We start from the raw sequence: 13,979 nt of genomic DNA, 5'->3' as shown, positions 1-13,979 counted from the left end.
CCTAAAGGTCTGGCGGGGCTTGGCCCGCGCCATCAGTGTCCGTTGTAGATGCGGGCATGGAGCGGGTTGAACCCCATGCGGTAGACGAGTTCGGCGGGGCGGGCCACCGACCAGATGGCGAGATCGGCCCGCTTGCCAACCTCCAGCGTTCCCACCTCGTCGACCAGCCCCAACGCGCGTGCCGCCTCCCGCGTCACGCCGGCGATGCACTCGGTCACGGTCATGCCGAAGAGGGTCGCGGCCATGTTCATGGTCAGGAGCAGGGAGGTCAACGGCGATGTGCCCGGATTGTTGTCGGTGGCGATCGCCATCGCGACGCCGGCCTGCCGGAAGAGGTCGATCGGCGGCTTCTTCGTTTCGCGGATGAAGTAGAAGGCGCCGGGAAGGATGACGGCCACCGTGCCGCTCGCCGCCATCGCCTGCGCCCCGGCCGCATCGGTATATTCCAGATGATCGGCCGACAGAGCGCTATATTCGGCAGCAAGGGCTGCGCCATGCAGGTTGGAAAGCTGATCCGCATGCAGCTTGACCGGCAGGCCATGGGCCTTTGCCGCATCGAACACGCGCCGCATCTCGTCCGGCGAAAAAGCGATCCCTTCGCAGAACCCATCCACCGCATCGGCAAGGCCATCCGCAGCAAGCGCCGGCAGCATCTCGTCGGCAACTTTGGCGATATAGCCCGCGCTGTCACCCTTGAACTCGGGCGGCAGGGCATGGGCGCCGAGAAAGGTCGTGCGCACGGTGACGTCGCGAAGCGCGCCGAGCCGGCGCGCGGCCTGTAGCGTCTTGCGTTCATGGTCAAGATCTAGCCCGTAGCCAGACTTGATCTCGACGGTCGTCACACCCTCGGCCATCAGCGCATCGAGGCGAGGCAGGGACTGCGCCACGAGATCGTCCTCGCTCGCTTCTCTAAGTGCGCGCACGGAGGAGACGATGCCGCCGCCGGCACGCGCAACCTCTTCGTACGTTGCGCCGGCCAGACGCATCTCGAATTCGTTCGCCCGGTCGCCGGCATGGACGAGGTGCGTATGGCAATCGATCAGCCCCGGCGTGATCAGCCGCCCGCCGCAGTCGACGAGATGGCCGGCAGCCTCACGTGGAAAAGGAAGATCCGCTTCCGGCCCGGCATAGACGATCCGGCCATTCGAAACGGCAATCGCACCCTGTTCGATGAGACCAAGGCCGGGCAAGGTGGGGTCGAGCGTGGCAAGCTGGGCGTTGTGCCAGAGCGTGTCGCAGGCCGAGATGCCCGACACTGCCGATGGGGACTTCATGGAAGACATCGCTTTTCCCGCCTTTCCTTCGCTCGTCATTATGTATATACAAATGGTAACGGAGCGCAAGCCTCATTCTGAAGCTGCGGCGCGGCCAATATCGGGAGCAGGACGATGGAAAGCCAGGCAGTGACGGGACAGGTAACGGGAAAGACGGACACGATCTTGGCGGCATCGGCCCTCCTGCCGGACGGCTGGCATGACGATATCCGGATCTCGCTTGCCGACGGGCGCATTGTATCCGTCGAAGCCGATGCAAAGCCGCATGCCGGCGAGGAGCGCCACGCCGTCCTTCTCCCCGGCATGCCGAACCTTCACAGTCACGCCTTCCAGCGCGGCATGGCGGGGCTGGCCGAAGTGCGCGGCCCTGGCGCCGACAGCTTCTGGAGCTGGCGCACCGTCATGTATCGCTTCGCGCTGACGATGACGCCCGAGCAGGTGGAGGCGGTCGCGGCCCAGCTTTACATGGAAATGCTCGAACAGGGCTTCTCCCGCGTCGGCGAGTTTCACTACCTGCACCACGCGATCGATGGCAGCCCCTATGCCGATATCGCCGAGATGGCCGTGCGCATCGCGGCTGCCGCATCCGAAACGGGGATCGGCCTGACACTTCTGCCGGTGTTTTACGCCCATTCCACGTTCGGCGGTGCGGCGTCGAGCGAAGGTCAGCGACGCTTCATCAATACGCTCGACAGCTTCGCCCGCCTGCTGGAGGGGTGCCGCGCGGCAGTGGCCGGCCTGCCCGCGTCGCGCGTCGGCGTTGCCCCGCACAGCCTGCGTGCGGCAACGCCGGAGGAGATCGCGGCGGTGGTCGCCATGGCCGGGGAGGGGCCGATCCATATCCATGTCGCCGAACAGGTGAAGGAGGTGGAGGACTGCATCGCCTGGTCCGGCGCGCGCCCGGTCGAATGGCTCCTCGACCATGTCGGGCTCGATCCGCGCTGGTGCCTCATCCATGCGACGCATATGACCGATGACGAGACGAAGCGCATGGCGAAGAGCGGCGCGATTGCCGGCCTTTGCCCGATCACCGAGGCCAATCTCGGCGACGGCACGTTCAATGCTACCGTCTTCGGTGCGGCTGGCGGCCGTTTCGGCATCGGCTCGGACAGCAACATCCTGATCGGCCTGCCCGACGAACTGCGGCAGCTCGAATATTCCCAGCGCCTCCTGCACCGCTCCCGCAACGTCATGGCGGCAGCCGACCAATCGACGGGACGCGCCCTGTTCGATGCTGCGGCGGCCGGCGGCGCCATCGCGCTCGGTGCGGCCTCTCCGCTCGGGCTCGTGGCGGGTGCTCCAGCCGATATGGTTTCGCTGTCGATGCCCGATAGCGGCGCGCGCCACGATGCCGTGCTCGATGCCTGGCTGTTTGCCAACGGCACCCGGCCGGACAGCGTCTGGGTCGCCGGCAAGCGGCAGGTGACGTCAGGGCGCCATCATGCGCGCGACCGGATCTCGGATCGATTCCGGCGAGTGATGAAAGAACTCTCGGCGTAGAACCCGCATAAAGATCGGGGCGTCCTCCCGAGATATCACGGCAGCGCGTTAAACAGGTATTAACCTTTCACGTCGCGCTGCACGCCGGAGAGGGCCGTGTTAAGATCCCGTTCACGTTTGCGCCGCTAAAGTCGTCCTGTTCGATGGAGAACCGAGGCGCATGATGCGCAGCTCGAAAACAATGGTGGATGAAGTGCATGACGTGCGAAGCTAATCTGGCAATTCCGGCCGGCACGGTCGGAATTGCCATGATGATCGTCTTTCTCCGCTGATTCCGCCTCCGCTGATCCCCGAACCCCTCAGATGAAGATCGCATGCTCTGCAGCGACGAGTTCCTGCAGGAAATCGACCACGGTCCGCACGCGCAGCAGGTCCCGCGCGCTCTCGTGATAGGTCGTCCAGTAGGCCCGCCGGATCGTCGCATCGGGCAGGATACGGCATAATTCGCCATGCTGGCGCGCGATGTAATTGTGTAGGATGCCGATGCCGGCGCCGGATCGCACCGCCTCCGTCTGCCCCGTTGCACTCGAAATCTCGAAGCCCGCATCCCAGTTGCGCATCACCTCGCCGGTAAAGTCGAGCGAGGCCGTCCAGAGAAGATCCTCGACATAGCCGATCCGCCGATGCCGCTTCAGCGCCTCGATGCTCTCGGGCGTGCCGTTCTCCTGTAGATAGGCGTCGGACGCATAGATGCCGAGGGTGTAATCGGTGAGCTTGGACGAGACGAGCCGACCCTGTTCCGGCCGTTCGAGCGTGATGGCGATATCTGCCTCTCGCTGTGACAGCGAGAAGGAGCGGGGCACCGGCACCAGCTGAATGCGCAGGGCCGGAAAGCGGGCCGTAAGCCGCCCGAGACGCGGCGCGAGGAACGACACGCCGAAACCGTCCGGCGCTCCGATCCGCACGGTGCCGGCGACCGCCGTATCGACCCGGCCGACATGCGCCTGCGCCGCCAGCATCTCCGTCTCCATCCGCTCGGCGGCGTGAAAGAACACCTCGCCCTCCGCCGTCAACTCGCAGCCATTGGTCCGGCGAACGAGCAGCCGGGTCTTCAGCGCCTCCTCCAGCGCCGTCACCCGTCGGCTGAGCGTCGCATGGTTGACGCCCACCCGCTTGGATGCCGAGAGGATCTGCCCCGTTCGGGCGACGGCGAGAAACATCCGCACATCGTCCCAGTTCACGGTGTCAGCCTATCTTGTGTCGATTTCTGCACAACTGTTCCTGAATTTCGCACGTTGATTTGTGTAGACTGTAGTGCGATCGTCTCGCCAACAGCAACGACAATCTGGAGGAGACAGCCATGTACGAGATCGGTCATTTCATCGGCGGCAAGACGGTTGCCGGCACCAGCGGCCGCACGAGCAATATCTTCAATCCGGCAACGGGCGAAGTGCAGGGCACGGTGGCGCTGGCCAGCGACGCGGAACTGGCAGCAGCCGTCGAGAACGCCAAGGCCGCACAACCGAAATGGGCTGCCACCAACCCGCAGCGCCGCGCCCGCGTGTTCATGAAGTTCGTCCAGCTCCTGAACGACAACATGAACGAGCTTGCGGAACTGCTTTCGCGTGAACATGGCAAGACCATCGACGATGCCAAGGGCGATATCGTCCGCGGTCTCGAAGTCTGCGAATTCGTCATCGGCATCCCGCATCTGTCGAAGAGCGAGTTCACCGAAGGCGCCGGCCCGAACATCGATATGTACTCGATCCGCCAGCCGGTCGGCATCGGCGCCGGCATCACGCCGTTCAACTTCCCGGGCATGATCCCGATGTGGATGTTCGCCCCGGCCATCGCCTGCGGCAATGCCTTCATTCTGAAGCCGTCCGAGCGCGATCCGTCCGTGCCGATCCGCCTCGCCGAACTGATGATCGAGGCAGGCCTGCCCGCCGGCATCCTCAACGTCGTCAATGGCGACAAGGGCGCGGTCGATGCGATCCTGACGCATCCCGATATCTCCGCCGTCTCCTTCGTCGGTTCCACGCCGATTGCCCGCTACGTCTATGGCACCGCGGCCATGAACGGCAAGCGCGCCCAGTGCTTCGGCGGCGCCAAGAACCACATGATCATCATGCCGGATGCCGATCTCGACCAGGCTGCGAATGCCCTGATGGGCGCCGGCTACGGCTCGGCCGGCGAGCGCTGCATGGCGATCTCCGTTGCCGTTCCCGTCGGTGAGGAAACCGCCAACCGGCTGATCGAGAAGCTGACGCCCATGGTCGAGAGCCTGCGCATCGGCCCCTATACCGACGACAAGGCCGACCTCGGCCCCGTCGTCACCAAGGAAGCGCGCGACCGCATTCTCGGCCTGATCGACAAGGGCGTGGAAGCCGGTGCCAATCTCGTCGTCGATGGCCGCGGCTTCACGCTGCAGGGTTATGAGGACGGATATTTCGTCGGTGGCTGCCTGTTCGACAACGTCACGCCGGATATGGACATCTACAAGACCGAGATCTTCGGCCCCGTCCTCTCCGTCGTCCGCGCCAAGACCTACGAGGAAGCGCTCGATCTGCCGATGAAGCACGAATACGGCAATGGCGTCGCGATCTACACCCGCGATGGCGATGCGGCCCGCGACTTCGCCTCCCGCATCAACATCGGCATGGTCGGCGTCAACGTTCCGATCCCCGTTCCGCTCGCCTACCACTCCTTCGGCGGCTGGAAGTCTTCGTCCTTCGGCGACCTCAACCAGCACGGCACGGACTCGATCAAGTTCTGGACGCGCACCAAGACGATCACCAGCCGCTGGCCTTCCGGCATCAAGGACGGCGCCGAATTCGTCATGCCGACGATGAAGTAATTTCCGTCTTTTGTGACTGTCGTGAAAGGGCCCTCGCAAGGGGCCCTTTTTTCATGAGCATCTTTCTCGACATTTCTTCTTTTTGGAATTGTTCCAAACTGGCAGGCGTTCTATATGTAGGAACGACAGGGAAGTGGCGATCTGGGATTCGCCTGCGTCCGAGCATCGGAGTGAAGAATGCGCCTGACCAAGCAGACCAATTATGCCGTTCGCATCCTGATGTATTGTGCTGCAAACGAAGGGCATCTGAGCCGCATCCCGGAAATCGCCAGGGCCTATGGCGTGTCCGAGCTGTTTCTGTTCAAGATTCTCCAGCCGCTGAACAAGGCCGGCCTCGTGGAAACGGTTCGCGGTCGCAATGGCGGCGTGCGCCTGCCCAAGCCCGCTTCGCAGATCACGCTGTTCGATGTCGTCAAGGTGACGGAAGACAGCTTCTTGATGGCGGAATGCTTCGATGCTGGCGAAGTGGATTGCCCGCTGGTCGATAGCTGCGGCCTGAACACGGCCTTGCGCAAGGCGCTGAACGCTTTCTTCGACGTGCTTTCGCAATATTCGATCGACGATCTGGTCAAGTCACGCCCGCAGATCAACTTCCTGCTCGGCATCGACCCGCTTCCCTACGTCGCTCCGGCGGCACAGCCCCAGACGGCTGCCTGAGGGCAGCCTCTCCGGAAGACCGGCACACGTCGAGTAAGGAACGACGCGTCTCCAGCAGACGCGTCGTTTTCGTTTCAGGACTTCACGAGATATTCCTGCAGCAGAAATTCGATGGCGGTTGGGTCGAGCTCCGCCTTGTCGAGGCGGAAATCGACGCCGAATTCCTGGAACGACTGGAAATACGCGTCGTCCAGCGAGCCGGAGATGACGCCGACGGGGCCGATGAAGCCCTTCTGGCGGATCTGCGGCACCGTATCGCGGAAGTCGCCATGCGGCGGAAGCCGGTTGTCGACCAGCACCATGGATACGGGCGTGCCCCGCTCGAGCAGGGGCAGGGCGGCTTCGATCGTCTCGCAGTAATGCAGCTGGATGGCGAAGGCCTGAACCTTGCTCATCAGCCGCCGGAGGATCACATGCTCGGCGGGTTCGTCGTCGATCAGAAGAATTTGGACAGGTGTGGGCATCGACATGAATGTTCCGTTATCTATAAATATCTAAAATAATTGTCGTTTTATATCTTTCGGGGCTCGATCGCCCCAAATACGATCATTGGATAATTTGTTCCCTGATGGCCTTGGCAACCATTTGCGTCCGATTGACGACATCCAGTTTTTTCAGGATCGTCGCCGTATGCGAGTTGATCGTGTGTTCGGAAACCGAGACGATGAGGGCAATTTCGCTCGCCGTCTTTCCATGTGAAATCCACCGGAGAATTTCCGTCTCCCGCGCCGTCAGCCCCATTCCCGCCCGCGTTGCCAGCACGAACCGATAGAAATAGTCGAACGCCGTGATCGAGTTGTAACAGAGCTCGACGTGGCAGGTACGATCGATGTCGTCGTTATCCCCGAAATAGAGCACGACATAGCGCGTGCCGACGATGCTGTGGACAGGTACGCAGGCCACGAGGTCGAAGCCGATCTGCGCCAGGAAATCCGTTCCGGCATTCGAGGTCGCCGCATCGTCCTTGGATGCCGACCATACGGAGGGCACGGTGGACGCGTGGAGGCTCTTGAGAAGCAGGCAATCGGAAAGCCTGTAGCGCCGGTCATACTCCTCCGTCAGCCCGGGCGGCAGGTCGTGCAGCACCAGTCGCGTGGTCAGAAGAGCAGGTTCGGCCTCCTGGCCGAGCTGCAACACGCCGAAGTGATCGAACCCGGCACCAAGTGCCAGCATGTGGAAAATCCGGAAGAAATCGACGCGGTTGAGCGCTTTCTCAAGATCCTTTTGAAAATCGTAGCGTCTGCAACTTTCCAGCAACGCGCCCACGTCGATGATGCCCCCCTGGCTCCCGGAATACTAGCTTAGCGGGCAATTCGCGCTTGGCAACTCCCCTAAAAAAGGTGAAACCCGCTCGAAATGGGAAACGCCGTGCGCCTTCCGGACATGAAGCGGTCGCTCGCGTGGCACGCCGACCCTTTCCACGGACGACAGGGCTCGGACAGCAAAGCGCGCGCATCGCAAGGTCGGAAATCCGGAATGACGTAGCGTAGATGTCTTATATCTTGGATAAATTTTCCAACTGGACAAAAGAATGGAGCGGGTTATTGCATTGCCGCAGCAAATGTCGTTCCTTTCCGGTCTGACCGGTTGCGGCTGCGATCCGGATCATTTGCGAATAAGAATGTTTCAAGAGAACACAAGAAAACTGGGAAAACGGTGATGAAAAAGCTCTCTACTCTTCTCGCGGCGACGGCTGTCGTGACGCTGATGGCCGGCAGTGCCTGGTCGAAGACGCTGGTTTATTGCTCCGAGGGCTCGCCCGAAGGTTTCGACTCCGCGCTCTACACGGCGGGCACCACGTTCGATGCCTCCTCGCGCACGGTCTACAACCGTCTTGTCGAGTTCAAGAAAGGCAGCACGGAAATCGAGCCGGGCCTGGCCGAGAGCTGGGAAATGTCGGCTGACGGGACCGAATATACCTTCAAGCTGCGCCCGGGCGTCAAGTTCCAGACCACCGACTTCTTCACGCCGACCCGCGAGCTGAATGCCGACGACGTCATCTTCTCGTTCGAGCGCCAGTACAAGGCCGATAATCCGTGGAACAAGTATGTCGCCGGCGCGACCTACGAATACTTCAGCGGCATGGGCTTTCCCGAGCTGATCAAGTCCATCGAGAAGGTCGATGACCTCACCGTCAAGTTCGTTCTCAACAAGTCCGAGGCGCCGTTCCTCGCCAACCTCGGCATGGACTTCGCCTCCATCTATTCCAAAGAATATGCCGACAAGCTGCAGGCCGACGGCAAGATGGAGATGATGAACCAGCAGCCGCTCGGCACCGGTCCCTACACCTTTGTCGCCTATCAGGCCGACGCTGCCATCCGCTACAAGGCCAACCCCGACTACTGGGGCGGCAAGCAGAAGATCGACGACCTCGTCTTCGCCATCACGACGGATGCCGCCGTGCGTGCGCAGAAGCTGAAGGCCGGCGAATGCCACATCATGCCGTATCCGAATGCAGCCGACGTTTCCGAGCTGCAGAAGGATGAGAACCTGACGGTCCTCAAGGAAGAAGGCCTGAACGTCTCCTACCTCGCCTACAACACGCTGGTTGCACCGTTCGACAAGCCGGAAGTGCGCAAGGCGCTCAACATGGCCGTCAACAAGCAGGCGATCGTCGATGCCGTCTTCCAGGGCGCCGCGACCGTTGCCAAGAACCCGATCCCGCCGACGATGTGGTCCTATAACGACGCCGTCGAGGACGACAAGTACGATCCGGAAGCCGCCAAGAAGGCGCTCGAGGCCGCCGGCGTCTCCAACCTCAAGATGAAGATCTGGGCCATGCCCGTGTCGCGTCCCTACATGCTGAACGCCCGCCGTGCGGCCGAACTCATGCAGGCCGACCTTGCCAAGATTGGCGTCGAGGTCGAAATCGTCTCCTACGAATGGGCCGAATACCTGAAACTCTCCTCCGACAAGGCCCGCGACGGCGCGGTCATCCTCGGCTGGACCGGCGACAATGGCGATCCGGACAACTTCCTGGACACGCTGCTCGGCTGCACCGCGGTTGGCGGCAACAATCGTGCACAGTGGTGCAACAAGGAGTTCGACGATCTCGTCAAGAAGGCCAAGCTGACGCCGGACCAGGCGGAGCGTACCAAGCTCTACCAGCAGGCCCAGCTCGTCTTCAAGAAGGAAGCGCCCTGGAACACGATCGACCATTCCCTGGTCTTCATGCCGATGAACAAGAAGGTCTCGGGCTACGTCCAGGATCCGCTCGGCATCCACCGCTTCGACGGCGTTGATATCGCCGAGTAACATCGCCACGTCTGCCGCATCCGCGGTGTCTCCGGCGGTCCGATACCTATCGGGCCGCCGGTTTTGCAATCTTACGGAACGCTCATGCTGCGCTTCATTTTCGGGCGGCTCGCCGTCCTCATCCCGACCTTCGTCGGGGTTTCCATCATCGCCTTCTCCTTCATCCGCCTGCTTCCCGGCGATCCCGTCATGCTGCTCTCCGGCGAGCGCGTCATGGCGCCGGAACGGCATGCGCAGATCATGGCGGAGCTTGGCCTCGACCGGCCGATGTACGTCCAGTATTTCGACTATCTCACCGGCCTGCTGCAGGGCGATTTCGGACGCTCCATCATCTCCAAGCGCCCTGTTATCGATGATTTCATGACGCTGTTTCCGGCGACCATGGAGCTTGCGATCTGTGCCATCATCCTCGCGGTCTGTCTTGGGATCCCGGCAGGCGTGGTGGCGGCGGTCAAGCGCGGCACCTGGCTCGACCAGACCATCATGGGCACGGCGCTCGTCGGCTATTCCATGCCGATCTTCTGGTGGGGCCTGCTGCTCATCATCTTCTTCTCGGGAACGCTCGGCTGGACGCCCGTCTCGGGCCGCATCTCGTTCCTCTATTTCTTCCCGCCCGTCACCGGCTTCATGCTGATCGATAGTCTGCTGTCCGGCCAGAAGGGCGCGTTCGGCTCCGCCGTCAGCCATATGATCCTGCCGACGATCGTGCTCGCCACCATTCCACTCGCCGTCATCGCGCGCCAGACAAGGTCCGCCATGCTCGAAGTGCTGAGCGAAGACTATGTCCGCACCGCCCGCTCCAAGGGCATGTCGCCCTTCCGCATCATCGGCGTCCACGCGCTGCGCAATGCCATGATCCCCGTTATCACCACCATCGGCCTGCAGATCGGCGTGCTGCTCGGCGGCGCGATCCTGACCGAGAGCATCTTCTCCTGGCCGGGCATCGGCAAGTGGATGGTCGATAGCGTGTTCAAGCGCGACTATGCCGTCGTGCAGGGCGGCCTCATGATGATCACGCTCGTGATCATGTTCGTCAATCTGATCGTCGACCTTCTCTACGGTTGGGCGAATCCCCGCATCCGGCGATAGGAGACGCGACCGATGTCATCTGTCGAAACCAAATCCGTATCCCCCGCAGCGGCAGCCGCCGCCACCCCGTCGGCGCCGCCCTCCGGCTTTGCCGAGTTCTGGTTCTACTTTTCCAGCAATCGCGGCGCCGTGCTCGGGCTCGGCATCTTCGTGATCATCCTGCTGATGGCGATCTTCGCGCCGCTGCTGACCGCCCATGATCCGATCATCCAGAACCGTGACGTCCTGCTGCTGCCGCCGGTCTTTGCCGAAGGCGGCCGCGCCGAGTATCTTCTCGGCACCGATCCTGTCGGCCGCGATATCCTGACCCGTCTGATGTACGGCGCGCGCTTCTCGCTGTTCGTCGGCCTCATCGTCGTCACCCTCTCGGTGGTCGCGGGCGTACTGATCGGCCTCGTCGCCGGCTTCTTCCGCGGCACCACCGACACCATCATCATGCGGCTGATGGATATCATCCTCGCATTCCCGTCGCTGCTGCTCGCGCTGGTCCTCGTCGCCGTGCTCGGCCCAGGCCTCGTCAACGCCATGATCGCCATCGCACTCGTCAACCTGCCGCATTTCGTGCGCCTGACGCGCGCCTCCGTCATGACGGAGCGCAACAAGGACTACGTCATCGGTAGCCAGGTTGCCGGTGCCGGCACGCTGCGCATCATGTTCGTCACCATCCTGCCGAACTGTCTGGCGCCGCTGATCGTGCAGGCGACACTCGCCTTCTCCGCCGCCATTCTGGACGCCGCGGCGCTGGGCTTCCTCGGCATGGGCGCTCAACCGCCGACGCCGGAATGGGGCACGATGCTTGCCGAAGCGCGCGAATTCATCCAGCGCGCCTGGTGGGTCGTCACCTTCCCCGGCCTTGCCATCCTCATCACCGTGCTTGCCATCAACCTGATGGGCGACGGCCTGCGCGATGCGCTCGATCCCAAACTGAAGAGGTCCTGATGCCGCTTCTCGATATCCAGAACCTCACCGTCGAGTTCCAGACCTCCACCGGCACCTTCCGCGCGGTGGATGGCGTCTCGCTCACCTGCGACACCGGGGAAATCCTGTCGATCGTCGGCGAAAGCGGCTCCGGCAAGTCCGTCTCCATGCTTGCCGTCATGGGCCTTCTGCCCTGGACGGCGAAGATCACCGCCGACCGCATGGCCTTCAACGGCCAGGACCTGCTGAAGCTTTCGCCCCGCAACCGGCGCAAGATCATCGGCAAGGACATGGCGATGATCTTCCAGGAGCCGATGTCGAGCCTCAATCCGTGCTTCACGGTCGGCTTTCAGCTGGGCGAAAGCCTGCGCATCCACATGGGCCTCGACCGCGCCGCGCGCCGCGCCCGCTCGATCGAACTCCTGAAGCTCGTCGGTATTCCCTCGCCGGAAGACCGCCTGTCGAACTTCCCGCACCAGATGTCGGGCGGCATGAGCCAGCGCGTCATGATCGCCATGGCACTCTCCTGCAATCCGAAGCTCCTCATCGCGGACGAGCCGACGACGGCGCTCGACGTGACCATCCAGGCCCAGATCCTCGACCTGCTCGTTCGCCTGCAAAAGGAAAACGGCATGGCGCTGGTGCTGATCACCCATGATATGGGCGTGGTCGCGGAAACCGCCGAGCGTGTGCAGGTGCAATATGCCGGCCAGAAGGTCGAGGAGCAGCCGGTCAAGGCGCTCTTCCGCGATCCGCATCACCCCTATACGGCGGCCCTTCTCGCGTCTCTTCCCGAACGCGCGCAGATCGGCGAGCGTCTGCCCTCCATTCTCGGCGTCGTGCCGGGCCAGCATGATCGCCCGCAAGGCTGTCTGTTCTCGCCGCGCTGCGCCTTCGCCACCGATCTCTGTTCGCGCTCCGTTATGCGGCAGGGCCCCGAGCTCGGCCGCGCGCTGTGCAACTATCCGCTGATCGACGGCATTCCGCAGAACCACCCGACGATGACCGTCGAGCTTGCAGGGGAGGGCACGCGATGAGCGAGACCGCATCCAGACCCGTCCTCGAAGGCCACGACCTCCAGCGCTTCTATTCCGTCTCCCGCGGCATGTTCAAACCGGCGGCGACCGTGCGGGCGTTGAACGGCGTATCCTTCTCGCTCCACTCCGGCCGCACGCTGGCAGTGGTCGGCGAAAGCGGCTGCGGCAAGTCCACGCTCGCCCGCCTCGTCACCATGATCGAGGATCCGAGCGGTGGCGAACTGCTGATCGACGGCAAGCCGGCCCGCGTCGGCGATGCCTCGCTGCGCAGCCTCGTGCAGATCGTCTTCCAGAACCCCTATGGCTCGCTCAATCCGCGCCAGAAGGTCGGGTCCCTTCTGGAAGAGCCGTTGAAGATCAATACCACCGACGACGCAGCCACGCGGCGGGCTAAGGTGGAGGAGATGATGCGCAAGGTCGGCTTGCGGCCGGAGCATTACGATCGCTACCCGCATATGTTCTCCGGTGGCCAGCGCCAGCGCATCGCCATTGCGCGCGCCCTGATGCTACGGCCGAAGGTGCTGGTGCTGGACGAACCGGTGTCCGCGCTCGACCTGTCGATCCAGGCGCAGGTGCTGAACCTGTTGATGGACCTGCAGAAGGAGATGGGCCTGGCCTACCTCTTCATCTCGCACGGCCTTTCCGTGGTGCGCCATATCGCAGACGACATCATGGTCATGTATCTCGGCCGCCCGGTGGAAACGGGGACGGCGGAAAGCGTGTTCACGAACCCGCAGCATCCCTATACCGCGGCGCTCCTGTCAGCGACCCCGGTCGCCAATCCGGAAGGCAAGCGCCAGCGCATCCAGCTGCAGGGCGAGCTGCCGTCGCCGCTCAATCCCCCGAGCGGCTGTCCGTTCAACCCGCGCTGCTGGCGTGCGACGGATCTCTGTCGCGAAAAGATGCCGGCGCTCGACGGTCCGGTCGATCATCGCTTCGCGTGCTACCACCCGCTTGATGACGCCCCGCCTTCCGTCCCGGCAGGTTGACGTTCGATCGGCTTCTGACAGGCGGATGACGGCAAGACATCGGCATATCTCCAATGGCCCGCCCCTGGAGATTGCCGATGCGCCGCCTGCTCCGTCTTGTGCTTCCTCTTCTACCTCTCGCATTTCCCGCGGGCACGGCGCTCGCTGGTGGCCCGAAGGCGGATTGTACGCGGGAACCGCAGGCGCACTGGATGAGCCGCGAGGCGATCTCCCGCAAGGCCGTGGCCGCTGGCTATCCCGATATCCGGCATATCATTGTCATCGGCTCCTGCTACGAGATCGAGGCACTGACGGTGCGCCACTTGCAGGCCGATGTCGTCATGGACCCGATGACCGGCGACGTCGTCGCGGCCTCCATGAGCAACGGCCCGCAACGATGATGCGGGAGGCGCTGTCGTCGGCTGCGAAAGCTGATACGGTCGGCGTGTTTCCAGATCCGCTTTTCCAACATGTGAGACAGATG

The 13,979-nt window shown here is 62.9% G+C and carries 13 protein-coding genes; 9 read left to right on the top strand and 4 right to left on the bottom strand.

Features of this window, described 5'->3' with window-relative positions; translation table 11 throughout:
* Positions 1–32: 32 nt before the first annotated feature.
* The gene (gene hutI, locus C8J33_RS09095) at positions 33–1,274 is read right to left on the bottom strand and encodes an imidazolonepropionase (protein ID WP_132664512.1); all 1,242 of its coding nucleotides are present in this window, start codon (positions 1,272–1,274) and stop codon (positions 33–35) included.
* A gap of 114 nt (positions 1,275–1,388) precedes the next feature.
* On the opposite strand from hutI, the gene C8J33_RS09090 reads away from it, so the two are divergent.
* Entirely contained in the window at positions 1,389–2,774 is a 1,386-nt protein-coding gene (locus C8J33_RS09090; protein ID WP_132663808.1) for a formimidoylglutamate deiminase, read from the top strand.
* Between the two features lie 299 nt (positions 2,775–3,073).
* On the opposite strand, the gene C8J33_RS09085 is transcribed toward C8J33_RS09090, so the two are convergent.
* Positions 3,074–3,955 (bottom strand): LysR family transcriptional regulator, encoded by an 882-nt coding sequence (locus tag C8J33_RS09085; RefSeq protein ID WP_132446281.1) that lies wholly within the window; start codon positions 3,953–3,955, stop codon positions 3,074–3,076.
* Positions 3,956–4,074: 119 nt separating this feature from the next.
* Here C8J33_RS09085 and C8J33_RS09080 point away from each other — a divergent pair, with 119 nt between their 5' ends.
* Both C8J33_RS09080 and rirA read left to right on the top strand, forming a co-directional pair.
* The gene (locus tag C8J33_RS09080) at positions 4,075–5,571 is read left to right on the top strand and encodes a CoA-acylating methylmalonate-semialdehyde dehydrogenase (RefSeq protein WP_132663806.1); all 1,497 of its coding nucleotides are present in this window, start codon (positions 4,075–4,077) and stop codon (positions 5,569–5,571) included.
* 177 nt (positions 5,572–5,748) lie between these two features.
* Positions 5,749–6,228, top strand: coding sequence for an iron-responsive transcriptional regulator RirA (rirA, locus tag C8J33_RS09075; RefSeq protein ID WP_132663804.1), 480 nt, complete (start codon positions 5,749–5,751; stop codon positions 6,226–6,228).
* Between the two features lie 74 nt (positions 6,229–6,302).
* On the opposite strand, the gene C8J33_RS09070 is transcribed toward rirA, so the two are convergent.
* Together C8J33_RS09070 and C8J33_RS09065 are read right to left on the bottom strand one after the other, a co-directional pair.
* Positions 6,303–6,698 carry a response regulator gene (locus C8J33_RS09070; protein ID WP_132446285.1) on the bottom strand — a complete coding sequence of 132 codons (396 nt, stop codon included), beginning with the start codon at positions 6,696–6,698 and terminating at the stop codon, positions 6,303–6,305.
* A gap of 76 nt (positions 6,699–6,774) precedes the next feature.
* Positions 6,775–7,401, bottom strand: a complete 627-nt coding sequence (locus C8J33_RS09065; RefSeq protein ID WP_132446287.1) for a helix-turn-helix domain-containing protein — start codon at positions 7,399–7,401, stop codon at positions 6,775–6,777.
* Between the two features lie 486 nt (positions 7,402–7,887).
* Between C8J33_RS09065 and C8J33_RS09060 the strand changes: the two genes are divergently transcribed.
* The 6 genes from C8J33_RS09060 to C8J33_RS09035 all read left to right on the top strand — a co-directional run bounded on the left by C8J33_RS09060 (position 7,888) and on the right by C8J33_RS09035 (position 13,896).
* Entirely contained in the window at positions 7,888–9,483 is a 1,596-nt protein-coding gene (locus tag C8J33_RS09060; protein ID WP_110799976.1) for an ABC transporter substrate-binding protein, read from the top strand.
* Between the two features lie 84 nt (positions 9,484–9,567).
* Positions 9,568–10,572: an ABC transporter permease subunit gene (locus tag C8J33_RS09055; RefSeq protein ID WP_110799975.1), complete on the top strand. Its 1,005-nt coding sequence runs from the start codon at positions 9,568–9,570 to the stop codon at positions 10,570–10,572.
* Between the two features lie 12 nt (positions 10,573–10,584).
* On the top strand, positions 10,585–11,511 hold the full coding sequence (locus C8J33_RS09050) for an ABC transporter permease subunit (protein WP_110799974.1): 927 nt from the start codon (positions 10,585–10,587) through the stop codon (positions 11,509–11,511).
* On the top strand, positions 11,511–12,527 hold the full coding sequence (locus C8J33_RS09045; RefSeq protein ID WP_110726883.1) for an ABC transporter ATP-binding protein: 1,017 nt from the start codon (positions 11,511–11,513) through the stop codon (positions 12,525–12,527). The genes C8J33_RS09050 and C8J33_RS09045 overlap by 1 nt, the downstream gene beginning before the upstream one ends.
* Entirely contained in the window at positions 12,524–13,516 is a 993-nt protein-coding gene (locus C8J33_RS09040) for a peptide ABC transporter ATP-binding protein (protein ID WP_132446291.1), read from the top strand. Before C8J33_RS09045 ends, C8J33_RS09040 begins: the two co-directional genes overlap by 4 nt.
* A 77-nt stretch (positions 13,517–13,593) precedes the next feature.
* A complete protein-coding gene (locus tag C8J33_RS09035) occupies positions 13,594–13,896 on the top strand; it encodes a PepSY domain-containing protein (RefSeq protein ID WP_165929767.1) in 303 nt (100 codons plus the stop codon).
* The last annotated feature ends 83 nt before the right edge of the window (positions 13,897–13,979 follow it).

This window comes from Rhizobium sp. PP-CC-3G-465 (genome assembly GCF_004343445.1).
Lineage (GTDB): Bacteria > Pseudomonadota > Alphaproteobacteria > Rhizobiales > Rhizobiaceae > Ferranicluibacter > Ferranicluibacter rubi.
The sequence above is the reverse complement of the archived record's forward strand: the minus strand, read 5'-3'. Positions and strand labels throughout refer to the sequence as shown.

Excerpts from the sequence above, each read along its gene's own strand:
- hutI (WP_132664512.1), bottom strand. The coding sequence starts at position 1,274 with ATGAAGTCCCCATCGGCAGTGTCGGGCATCTCGGCCTGCGACACGCTC.
- C8J33_RS09090 (WP_132663808.1), top strand. The coding sequence starts at position 1,389 with ATGGAAAGCCAGGCAGTGACGGGACAGGTAACGGGAAAGACGGACACG.
- C8J33_RS09080 (WP_132663806.1), top strand. The coding sequence starts at position 4,075 with ATGTACGAGATCGGTCATTTCATCGGCGGCAAGACGGTTGCCGGCACC.
- rirA (WP_132663804.1), top strand. The coding sequence starts at position 5,749 with ATGCGCCTGACCAAGCAGACCAATTATGCCGTTCGCATCCTGATGTAT.
- C8J33_RS09070 (WP_132446285.1), bottom strand. The coding sequence starts at position 6,698 with ATGTCGATGCCCACACCTGTCCAAATTCTTCTGATCGACGACGAACCC.
- C8J33_RS09065 (WP_132446287.1), bottom strand. The coding sequence starts at position 7,401 with ATGCTGGCACTTGGTGCCGGGTTCGATCACTTCGGCGTGTTGCAGCTC.
- C8J33_RS09060 (WP_110799976.1), top strand. The coding sequence starts at position 7,888 with ATGAAAAAGCTCTCTACTCTTCTCGCGGCGACGGCTGTCGTGACGCTG.
- C8J33_RS09055 (WP_110799975.1), top strand. The coding sequence starts at position 9,568 with ATGCTGCGCTTCATTTTCGGGCGGCTCGCCGTCCTCATCCCGACCTTC.
- C8J33_RS09050 (WP_110799974.1), top strand. The coding sequence starts at position 10,585 with ATGTCATCTGTCGAAACCAAATCCGTATCCCCCGCAGCGGCAGCCGCC.
- C8J33_RS09045 (WP_110726883.1), top strand. The coding sequence starts at position 11,511 with ATGCCGCTTCTCGATATCCAGAACCTCACCGTCGAGTTCCAGACCTCC.
- C8J33_RS09040 (WP_132446291.1), top strand. The coding sequence starts at position 12,524 with ATGAGCGAGACCGCATCCAGACCCGTCCTCGAAGGCCACGACCTCCAG.
- C8J33_RS09035 (WP_165929767.1), top strand. The coding sequence starts at position 13,594 with ATGCGCCGCCTGCTCCGTCTTGTGCTTCCTCTTCTACCTCTCGCATTT.